Source organism: Candidatus Pantoea deserta (assembly GCF_003813865.1).
GTDB lineage: Bacteria > Pseudomonadota > Gammaproteobacteria > Enterobacterales > Enterobacteriaceae > Pantoea > Pantoea deserta.
In genome coordinates this window covers 436,515-454,419 of record NZ_RMVG01000003.1, presented here as the reverse complement: position 1 = coordinate 454,419, position 17,905 = coordinate 436,515, and the positions used below count along the sequence as shown (strand labels likewise).

The 17,905-nt window shown below is 56.1% G+C and carries 17 protein-coding genes; 5 read left to right on the top strand and 12 right to left on the bottom strand.

Annotated elements, in window-relative coordinates:
• The first annotated feature begins 52 nt into the window (after positions 1-52).
• The 3 genes from BBB56_RS07425 (at position 53) to pdeR (ending at position 4,543) form a co-directional block, all read left to right on the top strand.
• A complete protein-coding gene (locus tag BBB56_RS07425; RefSeq protein WP_123800284.1) occupies positions 53-2,119 on the top strand; it encodes a carbon starvation CstA family protein in 2,067 nt (688 codons plus the stop codon).
• Positions 2,112-2,399 carry a YbdD/YjiX family protein gene (locus BBB56_RS07420; RefSeq protein ID WP_123800282.1) on the top strand — a complete coding sequence of 96 codons (288 nt, stop codon included), beginning with the start codon at positions 2,112-2,114 and terminating at the stop codon, positions 2,397-2,399. Before BBB56_RS07425 ends, BBB56_RS07420 begins: the two co-directional genes overlap by 8 nt.
• 158 nt (positions 2,400-2,557) lie before the next feature.
• Positions 2,558-4,543 (top strand): cyclic di-GMP phosphodiesterase, encoded by a 1,986-nt coding sequence (gene pdeR / locus BBB56_RS07415; RefSeq protein ID WP_123800280.1) that lies wholly within the window; start codon positions 2,558-2,560, stop codon positions 4,541-4,543.
• Positions 4,544-4,555: 12 nt separating this feature from the next.
• On the opposite strand, the gene BBB56_RS07410 is transcribed toward pdeR, so the two are convergent.
• The 3 genes from BBB56_RS07410 to araD form a co-directional block, all read right to left on the bottom strand.
• Positions 4,556-5,422: a crotonase/enoyl-CoA hydratase family protein gene (locus tag BBB56_RS07410; RefSeq protein ID WP_123800278.1), complete on the bottom strand. Its 867-nt coding sequence runs from the start codon at positions 5,420-5,422 to the stop codon at positions 4,556-4,558.
• Positions 5,423-5,562: 140 nt separating this feature from the next.
• Positions 5,563-6,546, bottom strand: coding sequence for a 2-keto-3-deoxygluconate transporter (gene kdgT / locus BBB56_RS07405; protein WP_123800276.1), 984 nt, complete (start codon positions 6,544-6,546; stop codon positions 5,563-5,565).
• Between the two features lie 395 nt (positions 6,547-6,941).
• The gene (gene araD, locus BBB56_RS07400) at positions 6,942-7,643 is read right to left on the bottom strand and encodes an L-ribulose-5-phosphate 4-epimerase (protein WP_123800274.1); all 702 of its coding nucleotides are present in this window, start codon (positions 7,641-7,643) and stop codon (positions 6,942-6,944) included.
• A 351-nt stretch (positions 7,644-7,994) separates the two neighbouring features.
• Here araD and osmB point away from each other — a divergent pair, with 351 nt between their 5' ends.
• Positions 7,995-8,210, top strand: coding sequence for an osmotically-inducible lipoprotein OsmB (gene osmB / locus BBB56_RS07395; RefSeq protein ID WP_123800272.1), 216 nt, complete (start codon positions 7,995-7,997; stop codon positions 8,208-8,210).
• Between the two features lie 76 nt (positions 8,211-8,286).
• On the opposite strand, the gene yciH is transcribed toward osmB, so the two are convergent.
• The 5 genes from yciH to pgpB all read right to left on the bottom strand — a co-directional run bounded on the left by yciH (position 8,287) and on the right by pgpB (position 11,909).
• On the bottom strand, positions 8,287-8,610 hold the full coding sequence (gene yciH, locus BBB56_RS07390) for a stress response translation initiation inhibitor YciH (RefSeq protein ID WP_123800270.1): 324 nt from the start codon (positions 8,608-8,610) through the stop codon (positions 8,287-8,289).
• A complete protein-coding gene (gene pyrF / locus BBB56_RS07385; RefSeq protein ID WP_199756210.1) occupies positions 8,610-9,329 on the bottom strand; it encodes an orotidine-5'-phosphate decarboxylase in 720 nt (239 codons plus the stop codon). Before pyrF ends, yciH begins: the two co-directional genes overlap by 1 nt.
• Positions 9,330-9,531: 202 nt before the next feature.
• Positions 9,532-10,701: a lipopolysaccharide assembly protein LapB gene (lapB, locus tag BBB56_RS07380; protein WP_123800268.1), complete on the bottom strand. Its 1,170-nt coding sequence runs from the start codon at positions 10,699-10,701 to the stop codon at positions 9,532-9,534.
• Between the two features lie 6 nt (positions 10,702-10,707).
• Entirely contained in the window at positions 10,708-11,016 is a 309-nt protein-coding gene (locus BBB56_RS07375; protein ID WP_123800266.1) for a LapA family protein, read from the bottom strand.
• A gap of 128 nt (positions 11,017-11,144) precedes the next feature.
• Positions 11,145-11,909 (bottom strand): phosphatidylglycerophosphatase B, encoded by a 765-nt coding sequence (gene pgpB / locus BBB56_RS07370; protein ID WP_123800264.1) that lies wholly within the window; start codon positions 11,907-11,909, stop codon positions 11,145-11,147.
• A 228-nt stretch (positions 11,910-12,137) separates the two neighbouring features.
• Between pgpB and ribA the strand changes: the two genes are divergently transcribed.
• Entirely contained in the window at positions 12,138-12,734 is a 597-nt protein-coding gene (gene ribA / locus BBB56_RS07365; RefSeq protein WP_123800262.1) for a GTP cyclohydrolase II, read from the top strand.
• Between the two features lie 227 nt (positions 12,735-12,961).
• Here ribA and acnA read toward each other — a convergent pair whose 3' ends face one another.
• From acnA to cysB, 4 genes are all read right to left on the bottom strand, one after another.
• On the bottom strand, positions 12,962-15,643 hold the full coding sequence (gene acnA / locus BBB56_RS07360; protein ID WP_123800260.1) for an aconitate hydratase AcnA: 2,682 nt from the start codon (positions 15,641-15,643) through the stop codon (positions 12,962-12,964).
• 430 nt (positions 15,644-16,073) lie between these two features.
• Positions 16,074-16,253 carry a YciX family protein gene (locus tag BBB56_RS24045; RefSeq protein ID WP_123800259.1) on the bottom strand — a complete coding sequence of 60 codons (180 nt, stop codon included), beginning with the start codon at positions 16,251-16,253 and terminating at the stop codon, positions 16,074-16,076.
• Positions 16,254-16,256: 3 nt separating this feature from the next.
• The gene (locus BBB56_RS07350; RefSeq protein ID WP_120454073.1) at positions 16,257-16,415 is read right to left on the bottom strand and encodes a YmiA family putative membrane protein; all 159 of its coding nucleotides are present in this window, start codon (positions 16,413-16,415) and stop codon (positions 16,257-16,259) included.
• A gap of 495 nt (positions 16,416-16,910) precedes the next feature.
• Positions 16,911-17,885, bottom strand: coding sequence for an HTH-type transcriptional regulator CysB (cysB, locus tag BBB56_RS07345; protein ID WP_123800257.1), 975 nt, complete (start codon positions 17,883-17,885; stop codon positions 16,911-16,913).
• Positions 17,886-17,905 lie beyond the last annotated feature (20 nt).

Below are 17,905 nucleotides of genomic sequence, written 5' to 3'. Positions count from 1 at the left end.
TTAACTCGTTGTCTTTGAACGTCCCTTTCGGTTCATATCAAGGAGTAAGGTCATGAAAAACGTCAAAACCAGCCTTATCTGGTTAGCCGTGGCGTTGGTTGGCGCGGGCGCATTCGCCATGCTGGCATTAAATCGCGGCGAGCACGTTAACGCGGTCTGGCTGGTGGTGGCCGCTGTCGCCTGCTATAGCATCGCCTACCGTTTTTACAGCCTGTTTATTGCCCGCAATATCTTCGAGCTTGACGATCGTCGACGCACGCCAGCCGAACGCTATAACGATGGCCTGGATTATGTCCCGACCAATAAGTGGGTGCTGTTTGGCCACCATTTTGCCGCCATCGCCGGCGCAGGACCGCTGGTAGGACCAATTCTGGCAGCGCAGATGGGTTTTCTGCCCGGCACTATCTGGATTCTGGTAGGGGTAATGCTGGCGGGCGCGGTGCAGGACTTTCTGGTGCTGTTTATCTCGACCCGACGCGACGGCCGCTCGCTGGGCGAAATGGCGCGTCAGGAGCTGGGCGCGTTTGCCGGGGTAATCACCATGCTTGGCGCCCTCGGCGTGATGATCATTATTCTCTCCGCGCTGGCGCTGGTGGTGGTGAAGGCGCTGGCAAATTCGCCCTGGGGTCTGTTTACCATCGCCGCGACCATTCCGATTGCGCTGCTGATGGGCGTCTATATGCGCTTTATCCGTCCGGGTAAAATCGCGGAGGTGTCGCTGATTGGCTTTGTGCTGATGATGGCGGCGATTATCTACGGCGGCAACGTGGCGCAGGATCCGTTTTGGGGTCCCTTCTTTACCCTCAAAGGCACCTCGCTCACCTGGGTGCTGGTGATTTACGGCTTTGTCGCCTCTGTGCTGCCTGTCTGGCTGCTGCTGGCGCCGCGCGACTATCTCTCGACCTTTTTAAAAATCGGCGTCATCGTCGGTCTGGCGATCGGCATTGTGTTTGCCATGCCGGAGATGAAGATGCCCGCCGTGACGCGCTTTATCGACGGCAGCGGCCCGGTGTTCTCCGGCCAGCTGTTCCCGTTCCTGTTTATCACTATCGCCTGCGGCGCGATCTCCGGCTTTCACGCGCTGGTCTCCAGCGGCACCACGCCGAAGCTGGTCGAGCGCGAAAGCCATATTCGCTTTATCGGCTATGGCGCGATGCTGATGGAGTCTTTCGTCGCTATTATGGCGCTTATTTGCGCATCCGTGATCGAGCCCGGCGTTTACTTCGCCATGAACGCCCCTGCGGCGCTGATTGGCACCACGGTGGAAAACGCCTCGCAGGTGATTAACGGCTGGGGCTTTGTGGTCACGCCCGAAATGCTGAGTGGCATCGCGCGTGACGTCGGCGAAGCTTCGGTGCTGTCGCGCGCCGGCGGTGCGCCGACCTTTGCCGTGGGGATGGCGCATATTATCACTGACGTGTTTAACAGCCGCGCGATGATGGCGTTCTGGTATCACTTCGCCATTCTGTTCGAAGCGCTGTTTATTCTTACCGCCGTAGACGCCGGCACGCGCGCCTGTCGTTTCATGGTGCAGGACCTGGTTGGTACCGTGGTTCCTTCGCTGGCGAATAACCGCTCCTGGGTGGGCAATATGGCGGGCACTGCGGTTGCGGTCGCCGGCTGGGGCTTTTTTGTATATCAGGGGGTGGTCGATCCGCTGGGCGGGATTAATACCCTGTGGCCGCTGTTCGGCATCGGCAACCAGATGCTTGCCTCTATGGCGCTGATCCTGGGCACCGTGGTGCTGTTCAAAATGAAAAAGCAGCGCTATGCCTGGGTGACCATTCTGCCGACGATCTGGCTGTTTATCACCTCCATGACGGCGGGCTGGCAGAAGATTTTCCATGAAAAACCCGCCATTGGCTTCCTGGCGCAGGCCAACCGCTTCCGCAAAGGCATTGACGAAGGCGTGATTATCGCGCCGGCGAAAAGCGTGGCGGATATGCAGACCATTGTGTTCAGTAATCAAATCAATGCCGTGCTCTGTGGTTTCTTTATGCTGGTGGCTGTCACCATGCTGGTGGCCGCGTTCTTTGTTATTCGCCGCGCGCTGCAAAGCAACGAGCCGACCACCCGTGAAGCTGAGGTATCGCTGCGTAAGGGGGTTCATCGTGTCTGATGCTATTCGCCGTTCCGCCCGCCCGGCGCTGCTGGGCCAGATTATCCGCTGCCAGCCGCTGGCCGCGCCCGTGCCTGGATTTAACTGGCGGCAGCTGTGGCGTGGCCTTAAGCAGAGCTTCCGTCTGATGGTCGGGGTTCAGGATTATCAAAATTATCTTCAGCATATGCGGCTTCACCACCCGGCGGTTACGCCGATGAGCGAGCGGGAATTTCACCGTTACTGCCTTGATGCGCGGTTCCCCAGTCAGGCAGGCAAGCTGGGGAAATGTCCTTGTTAAGCAACAAAATCGGCCCCGCGACGCGGGGCCTTTTTGTGCCATTCTTTCTCAGACTGTAAAATATATTCGGCTGGCATCTTGTGCTAAGGGGAGATGCCGAATACTGTTGATAAAATAATGAGATAACTCTTGCAGAGCACTCCCCCGGAGGACCTTTAATGACCGATGAGCAAGGGCAAACGTTGCTGTATACCTTGTTTGGCACTACCAGCCCTCACTGGCGGCTGACTACCGACAGCGATGCTTTGCATTTTGCCGAAGACGAGAATGCGCATACGAATATCGCCGTGGCGCTGACGCCTGCGCAGGCCAGTCTGCTACGCGCGATGCCCGTCATCACTTCCAGCGTCAACCTGACGCTGTCGCTGCACGGCACGCCGGTCCCGATGCACTTTGTCGGACGTAAAGTCAATCAGCAGAGCTGGGCGGGCACGGCATCGGCATGGGGCGACACCTCCGCCGTGGCGCGCGACCTGACGCAGGGTCTCTCTTTTGCCGAGCAGGTCGTGTCTGAAGCCAACTCCGTTATCGTCATCCTTGACCAGCGCGGCAATATTCAGCGATTCAACCGTCTCAGCGAAGAGTACACCGGCCTGAATGAGCATGAAGTGATTGGTCGTAACGTTTTTCAGCTGTTTATGACCAAACAGGAGGCGGCCGCCTCGCGTCGCAACATTGCCGGTTTCTTCCGTGACGGCAACTCCTATGAGGTGGAACGCTGGGTCAAGACGCGTAAGGGCCAGCGACTCTTTCTGTTTCGTAATAAGTTCGTGCACAGCGGCAGCGGGAAAAATGAAATTTTCCTCATCTGTTCAGGAACGGACATAACCGAGGAGCGACGCGCTCAGGAGCGTCTGCGCGTGATGGCTAATACCGATACCGTCACCGGTTTGCCTAATCGTAACGCAATTCATCAGCAGATCAGCCTGGCGCTGGAGCTGGCGAAAGGCGATGAGACTGGCGTGGTCTATCTCGATCTGGATAATTTCAAGAAAGTTAACGACGCCTATGGCCATATGTTCGGCGATCAGCTGTTGCAGGCGGTGTCGCTGGCTATCCTGAGCTGCCTGGGTAAAGACCAGACGCTGGCGCGCCTCGGCGGCGATGAGTTTGTCGTGCTGGCGGAGCATACCAGCCAGGCGGAGCTGGAGGCGATGGCGTCGCGCATTCTGGAGCGCCTGCGCCAGCCCTTCCGCATTGGGCTGATTGAGGTTTACAGCGGCTGTTCCGTGGGTATCGCGCTGGCCCCGCTGCACGGCGACGACCGCGAAAGCCTGATACGCAACGCCGATACGGCGATGTACCACGCGAAAGAAAACGGACGCGGTAAGTTTTGCGTCTTCGCCGCCGAAATGAATCAGCGCGTGTTTGAATATCTCTGGCTCGACACCAACCTGCGCAAGGCGCTGGAGCAGGATCACCTGACGGTGTTCTACCAGCCGAAAATAGACAGCGACGGCAGCGTGCGCAGCGCGGAAGCGCTGGTGCGCTGGAACTCGCCGGAGCGTGGCATGGTGTCGCCCGCCGATTTTATCCCCTATGCCGAAGAGTCCGGCCTGATTGTACCGCTCGGACGCTGGGTAATGCTGACGGTACTGCGTCAGATTCTGGTCTGGCGCGAACAGGGTATCAACCTGCGCGTGGCGGTCAACGTTTCGGCGCGGCAGCTGATTGACCAGAGTATTTACAGCGATCTCAAGCTGGCGCTGATGGACAGCGGGCTGACGGAGTGCCCTGTCGATATTGAGCTGACCGAAAGCTGTCTGATTGAAAACGAAGCGCAGGCGCTGACCCTGATGAAGCAGTTTCAGGAGCTGGGCGCCCAGGTGCATCTTGACGATTTCGGCACAGGATACTCCTCTTTGTCTCAGCTGGCGCGCGTTCCCATTAACGCCATCAAGCTTGATCAAAGTTTTATTCGCAATATCAACGAGCAACCGGTTTCGCAGTCGCTGGTCAGAGCCATCGTCGCCGTCGCTAAAGCGCTGGCGTTGCAGGTGATCGCCGAAGGCATCGAGACCAAAGCCGAAGAAGAATTTGTCCTCCAGAACGGCGTGGATGGGCGTCAGGGTTATTTTTATGCAAAACCAATGCCCGCAGAACAGTTCGGGCATTGGCTGGCTAAGCATCCTGCCCGCGTTTAGCGTTCTGGTTTACTATCCGGCTTTACGCAGTGATGCGCTGTGTCGGTTCTGTAGTTGCACCAGACGCTCCATATAGGCGATGTCTTTCGGTTCCAGCGTAAAGGCGAAATCAACCCAGTCCTCAGTGATATCCATCAGCTCGGCGCGCGACAGCTGAAGCACGCGCTGGCGTGCTTTCAGCATGGCGCGCACGCCGTTCAGCTTCGGCCGCAGCGTATCGATAAAGGTGCGCGTGCAGCGATAGCTCTCCCCCGGCTGGAAGACTTTGTCCACCAGACCGCGCGTCTCATACCACTCGGCGCTGTGCGACTCTCCTTCACAAATCAGCTCTTCCGCCAGTTTCATCCCTGCGCGACGCGCCACCAGCGAGTAGCCGCCCATGCCGGGGAACAGGTTAAAGGCGATTTCCGGAAAGCCGAGCCGCGCGTTGTTCTGCGCAAGGATGAAGTGGTGCGCCAGCGCCGCTTCAAAACCGCCGCCCAGCGCGCTGCCCTCAATCATCGCTATGGTGACCGCGCCCGTATCGAAACCGCGTGCGGCCGAGTGGATGCAGTCAACACAGGCGCGCGCATAGGCGCGCAGCGCCTCGCGGCGATTGTTGCGGATACATTCCACAAAGAAGCGTAGATCGCCGCCTGCGTTGAACATCTGCGGCACCAGCGAGCCGGTTACCCAGAAGTCAATCGGCAGACCGGAACGCTGCGCCGCATAGCTCAGGTTCATGATCTCCTCAATTAACTCGTGGTTGAAACTGGGACGCGGCTGCGCGCGCAGCATCATCCACATGGTACGCCGCCCTTCCTCGTAGTAGGCCGCAAGCTGAGTTGTCTGGCCCACTTCGGTAAACAGTCGGCAGGTTGGTTGGTTAATTACTGTCATTGTCTCATCCTCTGTTTATTTGATGCGTTAAACGCCATATCAGCGTAATGCAGACAGAGGCCAGACCAAATGAGAGATTGATTTATAAAGTAAAATCCAGAGAGATCCCCGACACGGGCGTCGGGGAAGCTTAAGCGGGGTTACTTGATTGCCGCACGTTGCCCAACCGCAGCGCGGGAACGCTTAACGCGTTTTGAATAAATGGCAGTAATGACTGGCACCAATACTGACGTGACGATAACCGAGGTGGCGACCAGCGCGGTGGCGGCTGGCGCGACCGGTTTAAACTGCGGCAGCATTTCGGCGATCAGCACCGGCGTGGCTACCGCTGCCCCTGCGGTACTGGATGCGGCGATACCGGCGGTGCCATCCCCGCCGCCAATCAGGCGATCGGCAAGAATCAACGGAATGCCGGTCACGATAATCACCGAGACGCCCAGCATAATGCCCAGTAAGCCGGTCTGCGCAATCACCGTCAGGTCGATGGTGTTGCCTAACGCAAAGGCGAAGAAAGGGATCAGGGTATGCACGGCCTTGCCAAAAAATTCCCGCAGCTCCGCATCCAGATTGCCGAGCACAAAGCCGACCAGGAATGGCAGCACGGCGCCGACAAATACATGCGGTTCAAACGAGGCGATGCCCGCCGTGCCAAGGATCACCATGGTCATTAACGGCCCGGACTCCAGCGACATCAGCACAAAGGCCCCCGCCTCCTCTTTGCTGCCGTACTGCTGCATGATCGAGGCGTAGAGGCCGCCATTGGTCATGTCCATCGCGGCAACCAGCGCCAGCGTCGATAACCCGGCGAACATCCCGACTTCCACCCCGTTTTCCGGCACCACGCGCGACGCAATGGCGGCTACCACCCAGGCCACGGCGATTTTGGTAAGGACCAGCGTACCGGATTTGCGCAGCACGGTGCCGGTGGCGCTGAGTTTGATTGACGCGCCCATACAGAAGAACCAGACGGCCAGGATCGGCACCGTGCCGGTCATCAGGCCATTGGTAAATGAACCGAGATACTTACCCGCGCCCGGAGAAAACGTATGACAAAGCGCGCCGATAAAAAGCGGGATTAACATCATACCGCCGGGAATTTTGTCGATAGCACGTTTGATATGCATAGGGAATCGCCTTTGCTGTCCAGAGGGAGATGCGTTGTTATGCCCGAAGGCGCTGACAGCAACATACGGTGAGAGTGAGGGGAAAACAGTGATCACGCACAAAATTGAAACGCTGTTTTAATTTTTGTGAGTGTTATGTTTCATAAAATTGATCGGAGTCGCCATACCAGGCCTGAAGCCGCCGTTATGACTGCCTGCATCCCACAAAAGCTGGAGAGCGGATGCGACTGCCGCCTCGGCGCGCACGGCATAAAAAAGACGCGCCCCAATGCTGAGGCGCGTCTGTTGCGGGACGGATACTGACGCATTTGCGTCGCGGCGAGTGCCGTCTGGCGTGGTCAAGAGAGTCGCCGCAGCGTTCAGAAGCAGCTCTGGATAGACGCAGGCGAGCCAGGTTAGGCTTTCTGGCCATACCAGGCGTTTTCGCCATGTTTCCGCTGATAGTGTAGGTCGAGCAGCGCCTGATTGATAGGCGGCAGATCGGCGCGCAGCTGCTGGCTGAACAGCCCCATATAGGCAACCTCCTCCAGCACCACGGCGCTATGCACCGCCGCGTGCGCGTCACGCCCCCAGGCAAACGGCCCGTGGGAATTTACCAGCACTGCCGGAATAGCGCTGGGCGACAGTTCGCGCTGGGCGAAAGTTTCAATAATGACCCTGCCGGTATTCCATTCATAGTCGTTGTGAATTTCTTCGTCGCGCATGGCGCGGGTGCAGGGTATCTCGCCGTAAAAGTCATCGGCATGCGTGGTTCCCCACGCCGGGATCGCCCGACCGGCCTGCGCCCAGATGGTGGCGTGACGTGAATGCGTATGGACGATGCCGCCGGTTTCAGGCCAGGCCAGATAGAGCGCGCGGTGCGTCGCGGTATCGGACGAAGGACGTTTGTCGCCCTCGATAACCTGTCCGCTGGCGAGATCGACCACCACCATATCGTCGCGTTTCATGCTGGCATAGCTCACGCCAGAAGGTTTAATGACCAGCACCCCCTGTTCCCGATCGACGGCGCTGACGTTTCCCCAGGTAAAGGTCACAAGGTTGTAGCGCGGCAAGTCCAGGTTTGCTTCCAGAACCTGCTGTTTGAGTTGTTCCAGCATTGCATTCTCCTGCTCTGATTTATTCCTGAAATTGTGCAGGCGTCGCGCAAAAACGTTATGGAGCGAATAGCTGGATAAGCAGGCGGAAACAGCTAAAAAGTGAAAAATGTGGCGTGAATTAGGAATCTTCCCTCTTCGGAAAATTTGCATAAAGCATAGAATCCCCTCACGCAATGGACGGATCTATTTTCCGCCCGCGTTTATCTGCTCGAGACCACATTGTCCAGAGTGAAAGGCAGATCGGCATCTTCATGGAAGAAGCGATGGCGTAATCGGAGCAGATAACAGACCAGAGGAAAAAACCACCTATACTTAGGACGTTGCCTCTGTGAGCACAACCAAGGAGAAGTTATGACAACAACCATGAAACGTATTACCGCCACCGTTTTGGCTACCACTTTAGTTGTCGCGCTAAGCGGCTGTTCAAACTGGTCAAAACGCGATCGTAACACCGCTATCGGCGCAGGAGCAGGCGCAATTGGTGGTTCAGTGTTAACGCACGGCAGCGCGCTGGGTACCCTGGGCGGCGCAGCAGTGGGCGGTATTATCGGCCATCAGGTCGATTAAAGCTGATTGATATTGATAAAATAAGGCTACGCAGCGCATCTACACACTTATCGGGCTACCGTTGTAGCCCGTTTTACTAGCCACCCGCCAGTTTAACCTTCAGCCCTTTTGCTTCCAGTAGTTGCTTGAGCAGATCGCGCTTGTCGCCCTGAATTTCAATGACGCCCTCTTTAACTGAACCGCCGCAGCCGCACTTTTTCTTTAGCTCAGCGCCCAGCCTGACCAACTCCGCATCGTCCATATCGAGACCCGTGATAAGGCAGACGCCCTTGCCTTTACGTCCGCTGGTCTGACGCTGAATACGAACAATACCGTCGCCTTTTGGGCGTTCAGTTTTTTCTTCAGGCTGCGCTATGCGGCCCGTCTCTGTTGAATAAACCAGGGGATTATCGCGGCTCATCAGGACTCCTCAAGGCTGGTTAAAATAGCCGACAGCGTGGCGGCTGGGGTGGCTGACTGGGTAATGGGACGTCCGATCACCATATAGTCTACGCCCGCCTGTTTCGCCTGCTGCGGCGTCATAATACGGCGCTGATCGCCGGCATCGCTGCCCGCCGGGCGGATCCCAGGCGTAACTAATTTGAAGTCCGCGCCAAGAACCGTTTTAAAGCGCGTGGCTTCCTGAGCTGAACAGACCACGCCATCCAGACCGCATTCATGCGTCAGTTTCGCCAGACGCTCAGCCTGCTCGGCCGGCGACAGGGTAATACCGAGACCGCGCAGGTCGTCGGCGTCCATGCTGGTCAATACCGTTACCGCAATCAGCAGCGGCGCATCTTTCCCAAAAGGCAGCAGCGCTTCGCGCGCCGCATTCATCATGCGCGCCCCGCCGCTGGCGTGCACATTGACCATCCAGACGCCAAGATCGGCCGCCGCCGCCACGGCATGCGCTGTGGTATTGGGAATGTCATGAAATTTAAGGTCGAGAAAGACCTCAAAGCCCCGCTGCTGCAAATCTTTTACCAGCGTCGGGCCAAACAGCGTAAACATCTCTTTGCCCACTTTCAGTCGGCAGCTCTGCGGATCAATCTGGTCGACAAAACGCAATGCGCTGTTGAGATCGTGATAATCAAGCGCCACGAGAATGGGCGATGGGGTCACGGTTGGCGATAAGGGCATGGCATTTCCTCGTAGTAGACGGCAACAGACGGGTGAGACAAACGGCAAGCATTCTACCCGCGCGTCAGGCCAGCGACAACGTTTGCGGCGCCAGAGCGCCCTGCCTGACGAGAAGTTGCACGCTGTTGCGCGGAATGGTATTGACCGCTACTTAGTATGTTGTAACTAAGAAGGCGAGCAAAGCGGCAGACTTAGCGGCCCGTTACTGACCGTCAAGTCCGCGAATCGGTTTGACTGAGGACCAGGTGCGGCAGGAAGGACAGTGCCAGTAGAGCGCATGCGCGGTAAAGCCACATTTCTGGCAGCGGTAGCGTGGTTTGGTCCGGATCTGCTCCCCTACCATATCGCGCAGTACCATCAGACTCTCTTTGGCGCGTCCGTCTTCCGCTTCGTGCAGGTGATAATTCATCAGCCGATGAAAGACGCGCATCGTGGGATGACGCTGTAGCTGGCGATTAATATAAAGCTGCGCAGACTCCGGCCCCTCCTGGCGCTCCAGAATATCGGACATATAGAGTTCTGCCGCCGCGCCGGTGTTCTCCTCCACGCAGCGCTGAAGAAAGGCGGCCCAGGCGTCAGGCTGATTAAGCCGCTGATAGCAGGTCTCCAGCATAGGCAGCGTTTCACTCACCAGCTCTTTATCCTGATCCAGCACGCGCTGAAGGTGATCGATGGCTTTCGCATACTCGCCCTTTTCAATCAGGATACGTCCCATCATGATTGAGACGCGCGCGCTCTGGCGATCCGCCGCTTCGCCTTTTTTCAGCAGACTCATGGCGCGATCCAGATCGTCGCTGCTCATCGCCTGTAGCGCCAGTTCACAGTAAAAGTGGGCGATTTCGCCCTTCTGCTTATCTTTGCCCAGCTTAACCAGCCGCTCAGCAACCTCTATCGCCTGCTGCCAGTCGCTGGTGGCCTGATGGATAAGCAGCAGCTGTTGCAGCGCGCCGATGCGAAAATCTGTTTCGTCCGTGAGCTGCTTAAACATATCTTCCGCACGATCGTAAAGTCCGGCGGCCATATAGTCGCGGCCCAGTTGCTGGATAGCCAGCAGGCGCTGATCGTAGGTTAAGGAGGCGCTTTCCATCAGCGACTGGTGGATGCGTATCGCGCGATCCACCTCGCCTCGCGAACGAAACAGATTTCCCAGCGTGAGATGCGCCTCAACCGCGCCGCTGTCCTCTTTAAGCATATCGAGGAACAGATCGACCGCTTTATCCTGCTGGTTAGAAAGCAAAAAGTTAACGCCTGCAACGTAATCTCGCGACAGGCGGCTCGCTTCCTGTTGCTTGTCCTGTTGCGCGCTGCGTCGCCCCATATACCAGCCATAAGCCGCTGCGACGGGCAGTAACAGAAACAGCAATTCAAGCATGGAGGGTTATTCCCGACCCGCGACAGACGTCGATGACGTCACGGGCTGATTACTTTTATCCAGCTGGCTCTGCATACGTTTGATTTTGCGCTGCGCATGCCCCAGCGAGACGCGTACCCGGAGCCAGAAAAGTCCGCAAATGGCCCAGCCCAGGACAAAGCCTGCGCCAAACAGGGCAGCCAGCAGCGTAGAAATGCGAAATTCGCCCTGCGCCAGCAGATAGTTGAAGGTGATGACCTGGTCGTTGTGCGCGCCTAAGGTGACGGAAATAATGAAAATGACCAATACCACTAAGAAAATCAGCAAATATTTCACAGTGCATCCTGTTGTGAGGTTATCTGGTAGAAGTATGCCAAAAAAGCGGCAACATTGCTGCTCCCTGCAACGCCAGGCGAATGGCTTTTACGCAAGCGCAATCAATAATATGGGGATAAATCACCGAATTACAATCCACTTTCCCGCTGTGACACTTCCTTTCGCTCTTCCGGCGGTAAGGTGAGCGGCCCGCAGAAGCGCTGCGCCAGCCAGGTGGCCAGCGAGACCAGAATCCAGGAGAGAAACACCGCCACTGCCAGATCCCCCGGCCAGTGCATCCCCAGCAGCAGTCGGCTGGCCATAACCGCGCCGGCCCAGACGCCAATAACAGCAATCGTGATATAGCGGCGGCGCGGCCAGAGCAGACCAATCGCCAGCAATGCCCAGCTGGCGGCAAACAGCGTGTGGCCGGAAGGAAAGGCGAAACCGGTTTCAAACGCCCAGTGACGCTTCAGCCAGCCCGGCAGCAGCTGGTCGCTGGCAAGCAGCTCATCCACGCGCTGGCTGCGTTCTTTACGCGTCATGCTGTAAAACTCGCGCTCGTCCAGCCCGTGATGATGCTCCAGCCAGACCACATAGGGGCGCGGCTCCTGCACCTGATCTTTAATATAGGATTTGGTGTACTGGCCGCTGAGGATCGTCGCATTCATGATGATCAGCAGCAGTAAGGCCGGCTTGAGGCGAAAACGCAGACACCACAACACCCACAGGCTGAGCAGCGCGCTGGTCAGGGTTCCCCAGGGACGGGTCACCGTTTCCGTCATCCAGAAAAGAAAACGCAGCAGCGTATTGCTTTCCCCAGGCTGCCATTGCCATCCAGACAGCCAGACCGCAACCGGTATGATCAGCAGCAGCAGCATACCTGCCGTGGTACGACGTAAAATTTCCAGCATCCTTTTTCCTCGCCACGGCGGTTAGTCACCGTCTGATAATAACTTTATCTTTAAAAATAATAACATAACCTGTTGCGCATTGGATAATTGTGCTTTATCACTACAATCGTTCCGACAAATTACCAGCCTAACTTCACGTTGTGGCACAATATTGTCAATTTTTTCAGGCCATACTGGCCTGTGCGCTGTTTTAGAATAGCGCATCCTCTGAAGGTTCTGGAGAGTCACATGCAGCTTAAACGGGTGGCAGAAGCCAAACTGCCCACGCCCTGGGGCGATTTCCTCATGGTAGGTTTTGAAGAACTGGCAACCGGTCACGATCACGTCGCGCTGGTTTACGGCGACATCAGCGATAACACGCCCGTGCTGGCGCGCGTCCATTCGGAATGCCTGACCGGCGACGCGCTGTTCAGTTTACGCTGCGATTGTGGGTTTCAGCTGGAAGCGGCGCTTAACGCCATTGCCGAAGAGGGCCGCGGCGTGCTGCTGTATCATCGTCAGGAAGGCCGCAACATCGGTTTACTGAATAAGATCCGCGCCTATGCGCTACAGGATAAAGGCTACGATACCGTCGAGGCGAACCACCAGCTGGGTTTTGCCGCTGACGAGCGCGATTTCACGCTGTGCGCCGATATGTTTAAACTGCTGGGGGTGAACGAGGTGCGGTTGCTGACCAATAACCCGCGTAAAGTCGAGATCCTTACGGAAGCCGGCATCAATATCGTTGAGCGCGTGCCGCTGATCGTGGGCCGTAACCCGAAAAATGCGCACTATCTGGATACTAAAGCCGAGAAGATGGGCCATTTGCTGCCCAGGTCTGAATAGCAGAACTGGTTTAGCGCCCGGCGGCTAAGACACAGATCGCACGGCGTGAAGCACCGCGCGCTATGCGGCGGGGAGAATAACCCCGGACGGCGTTAGGCGTGACGCAATGCGCCGGTTCGTTAACGGACGCGTTTTAAACAGAGATCCGTTTTACGCAGGTCGAAACGCGCGCTTCGCGATCGCTGTCAGACGGAAAAAGAAACGCCGGGCATTGCCCGGCGTTTTCTTTAGTTCAGCATATTGCGAATGACATAGTGCAGGATGCCGTCGTTGCGGTAATAGGTCAGCTCATTACCGGTATCGATACGGCAGCGCGTTTCCAGCGTCTCCTGCGTGCCGTCCGGGCGCGTCATGGTAACCTTGACCGTGCATCCCGGTTGCAGCTGCGCAAGATTTTCAATGTCAAACAGCTCTTCCCCAGTCAGCTGCAAGGTTTTGCGCGTGGTGCCTGGCGCAAACTCCAGCGGCAAAATACCCATACCAATCAGGTTAGAACGGTGGATACGCTCAAAGGATTCGGCGATTACCACCCGTACGCCCTGCAAACGCGGGCCTTTCGCTGCCCAGTCGCGGCTGGAGCCGGAGCCATACTCTTTACCGGCAATGACCGCCAGCGGCGTTCCTTCTTCCTGATACTTCATCGCCGCATCATAGATGGCCAGCTGCTCGCCGCTGGGAATATGCCGGGTATAGCCGCCTTCCACGCCCGGCACCATTTCGTTACGAATACGGATATTGGCGAAGGTGCCGCGCATCATCACTTCATGGTTGCCGCGGCGGGAGCCGTAGGAGTTAAAGTCAGCGCGATCGACGCCGTGCGCCTGAAGATAGCGCCCCGCCGGGCTGTCGGCCTTAATGCTGCCCGCCGGAGAGATATGGTCGGTCGTAACCGAATCGCCCAGCATCGCCAGTACGCGCGCGCCCTTGATGTCCTGCACCGGCTTCGGCTCGCGCTCCATATCATCAAAGAAAGGCGACAGGCGAATATAGGTCGATCCCTCATCCCAGGCGTAGGTGGCCGCTTCGCTCACCTTGATCTGCTGCCACTCCTGCGTGCCGTAGAACACTTCGGCATACTCTTTATGGAACATGTCGCTGGTGACCTGCTGCACTGCCGTGGCGATCTCTTCTGGCGATGGCCAGATGTCTTTCAGGAAAACATCCCTGCCCTGACGATCCTGACCCAGCGGTTCCGTTTGCAGGTTGACCTTCATGTTTCCCGCCAGCGCGTAAGCAACCACCAGAGGCGGCGACGCCAGCCAGTTGGTTTTTACCAGCGGATGAATACGGCCTTCGAAGTTGCGGTTACCGGAGAGCACCGCCCCGACGGTGATGTCGCCCTGTTTGATCGCCGCTTCAATTTCATCAGGCAGCGGCCCGGAGTTGCCGATGCAGGTGGTGCAGCCATACCCCACCAGGTTAAAGCCGAGCTTATCGAGATAAGGCGTCAGCTGCGCGACGGCCAGGTAGTCGGAAACCACTTTGGAACCTGGCGCCAGCGAGGCTTTCACCCAGGGCTGACGCTTCAGTCCGCGCTCAACCGCCTTTTTCGCCAGCAGGCCAGCCGCCATCAATACGCTGGGGTTAGAGGTATTGGTGCAGGAAGTAATGGCGCTGATTACCACCGCGCCATCTTCCAGCTCATGACTCAGGCCCGTCTCGCTGTCGGTATAGGTGACCGTTTTATGCACCGGCTGGGTATGATTAACCTCCAGCTCATTGCTGGCGTTAAACGCGGCGGGCACGTCACCAAGCGCAACGCGATCCTGTGGACGTTTAGGACCGGCAATGCTGGACTCAACTTCATGCATATCCAGCGACAGCGAGCTGGTGAAGATGGGTTCGTCACCGGGGTTACGCCACAGTCCCTGCGTTTTCGCAAAGGCTTCAACCAGCGCAACCTGTTCGGCATCGCGACCCGTTAGCGTCAGGTAGCCCAGCGTAACGTCATCGATCGGGAAGAAGCCGCAGGTGGCGCCATATTCAGGGGCCATATTGGCAATGGTCGCGCGATCCGCAAGCGGCAGATCGGCCAGACCATCGCCATAAAACTCAACAAATTTGCCGACCACGCCGTGCTTACGCAGCATCTGCGTAACGGTGAGGACCAGATCGGTCGCGGTAATCCCCGGCCGTAATTTACCCGTCAGCTTAAAGCCGACCACATCCGGGATCAGCATTGAAACCGGCTGTCCCAGCATCGCCGCCTCGGCTTCTATGCCGCCGACGCCCCACCCGAGTACGCCCAGCGCGTTGATCATTGTGGTATGGGAATCGGTGCCGACCAGCGTATCGGGCCAGGCGAACTGTTTGCCGTCAATTTGTTCGTGCCAGACCGATTTGCCCAGATATTCCAGGTTAACCTGATGACAGATGCCGGTGCCGGGCGGCACGACGCGGAATTTATTAAAGGCTTTCTGGCCCCAGCGTAAAAAGACGTAGCGCTCGTGGTTACGTTCCATCTCCAGCTGCACATTCTCTTCAAAGGCGCTGTCATCGCCGAAGCGGTCAACCGTCACCGAGTGGTCAATCACCAGGTCAACCGGCGACAGTGGGTTCACTTTCGCCACATCGCCGCCCAGTCGCTTAACGGCTTCACGCATTGCCGCCAGATCCACTACCGCAGGCACCCCGGTAAAATCCTGCATTAATACGCGTGCAGGCCGATAGGCGATTTCCCGGTCGGCGTGAGCATCCTGCTGCCAGGCCACCAGCGCGCGAATATCTTCTTCAGTCACAGAGTCGCCATCCTGCCAGCGCAGCAGATTTTCCAGCAGCACTTTTAGCGATTTAGGAAGGCGTTCAATACTGCCGAGGTGTTGGGCGGCGCGGGGAAGACTAAAAATATGATACTGCTGCTCGTCGACCTGTAGCGTGTCCTGACTCTGTTCGCGTAGGGTTTCCGACATAGCTCCTCCTTTTCTTATCGTGATCGCGTTAACCTCAGAGAGAACAAGGTTTATGTTAAAGATAGACTACATTTTCCTTAACGTTTTGATTACAACACGAATTGCCACACTGTTTCGGCAGGCAAACGAAAAACGCCCCGCACAGAGTGCGAGGCGTCAGAAAAGAAAACGAATTTAGCGCGCGAGTGTTAAACGGCAATCCAGACGGCAGCGGCCCAGAATGCAAATGAGAAGGCGTAAGCGCTTAGCCATGACATCTTAATCATATTCATACATCACTCCTCCCGAAAACGGGCGTAAAAAAGTCCTGCTGTCATCATTTGTGATGACACCCTTTTTATATGCTGAGTGTTAAGACCGGGCTGTAAATTTGCCCACCGGAACGCCGGAAAGAAGAGTAATACTGGCTTCGCCAGTAAACGTTGACCGCTTATTTAGCTTTCGAGTCCATGATAGATTCGATGAAGCGACGCTGATTGTCACTCAGGTCCCAGCTATCTGGAATCGTCACTTTCTGATCCGTCACGCTATTTTCTTTGCCTTTACAGGCAGGCGCTTTGAGCTGAGGCGCGGATAACAGTTGTTTACGGCTGAGTGTATTTGCCCACATGGCTTAACCCCATATACGCCAGATCATCAATGCGACAACTACCCAGAACAGCGCAGAAGCAGCTATCACGGTTAACCAGGCCTTGCGACGAATATTACCAGAGCGCTCAACCTTGGTGCTTTTTGCCCGGAAGTCGGGTTGTACAGTCAGTCTCGTAGCCATAGTTTTTGATAATCACTCTCAATAAAACGATTGTTAACATCGATTAAGATTTAGGACGAATCCTAAACTCATTAAGGCCGAAAATCCAGTTATTTTTATTGAGTACTACGATTAACGCTATTTATCAAAAGTTCGAAATTACTTAAGTAATAATGAAGCGCAATACATTTCCTTAATTAAATTATTACATTGCAAATTTGAGTTAAATTACGATTAGTACCACGTTAAATTTGAGTTAGCTTAAAAGAATCTGATTTAAAGAGGCTTCTCATCAGGTCTTAACTGGAGTATGGGAATAATCCTGGCAGTGCGCAAAGCGGCAAAGTTAATTTTGTGTACTGTTTCTCATTTAAGAAAGCTAAACAGAAAAACATGTGATCGGTGTTTCATTTACAAAAAAATAATAAAATTTTTCGACATTAAGGTGGCGCTAACCGCTACGCACAAAAAAGGCCGCCTGAGGCAGCCTTTAACAACGTTAACGAGTATGACGCGCTACTTGAACGGCAGCTTTATATCTTTGAACATCGCTTCAATGTCTTCATTTGAGCGCAGCGCAACCGCCGCATCCACCACGTCACGCGTCAAATGCGGGGCAAAGCGCTGAATAAAATCATACATATAGCTACGCAGGAAGGTGCTGCGGCGGAAGCCGATTTTCGTCGTGCTGTTGGTGAATATTTCCGCAGCTTCGATGCGCACGAGGTCCGGATCGGCAACAGGATCGACCGCCATACTGGCGATAACGCCGACGCCCAGCCCCAGTCTGACATAAGTTTTAATAACGTCAGCGTCCGTTGCGGTAAATACAATACGCGGCGTCAGCCCGGCGCGGTTAAAAGCGGTATCCAGCTCTGAGCGTCCGGTAAAGCCGAAGGTATAGGTCACCAGCGGATACTCCGCCAGCTCCTGAATCGATACCTGACTCTTCCCTGCCAGCGGATGATCGGGCGTCACAACAATGGCGCGATTCCAGTGATAACAAGGCAGCATAATCAAATCGTCATAGAGGTGCAGAGCTTCGGTTGCAATGGCAAAGTCCGCATTGCCTTTGGAAACCGCCTCGGCGATCTGAGTAGGCGAGCCTTGATGCATATGCAGCGACACGCGCGGATAGCGCTCAATAAAGCCTTTGATAACCCCAGGCAGCGCATAGCGCGCCTGCGTGTGCGTGGTCGCAACGTACAGCGACCCTTTATCCGGCCAGGTATGCTCGCCGGCGACCGATTTAATCGCATCGACCTTGGACAACACTTCACGCGCGATACGGATAATCTCTTCGCCGGCAGGGGTAACCTGGGTTAAATGTTTGCCGCTGCGCGCAAAAATTTGTACGCCCAGTTCATCTTCCAGCATGCGCACCTGCTTACTGATGCCTGGCTGAGAAGTATAAAGCCCTTCTGCGGTCGAAGAGACGTTCAGGTTGTGATTCACCACTTCGACGATATAGCGCAACTGCTGCAATTTCATATCTGTTCCATCCCAGTAAG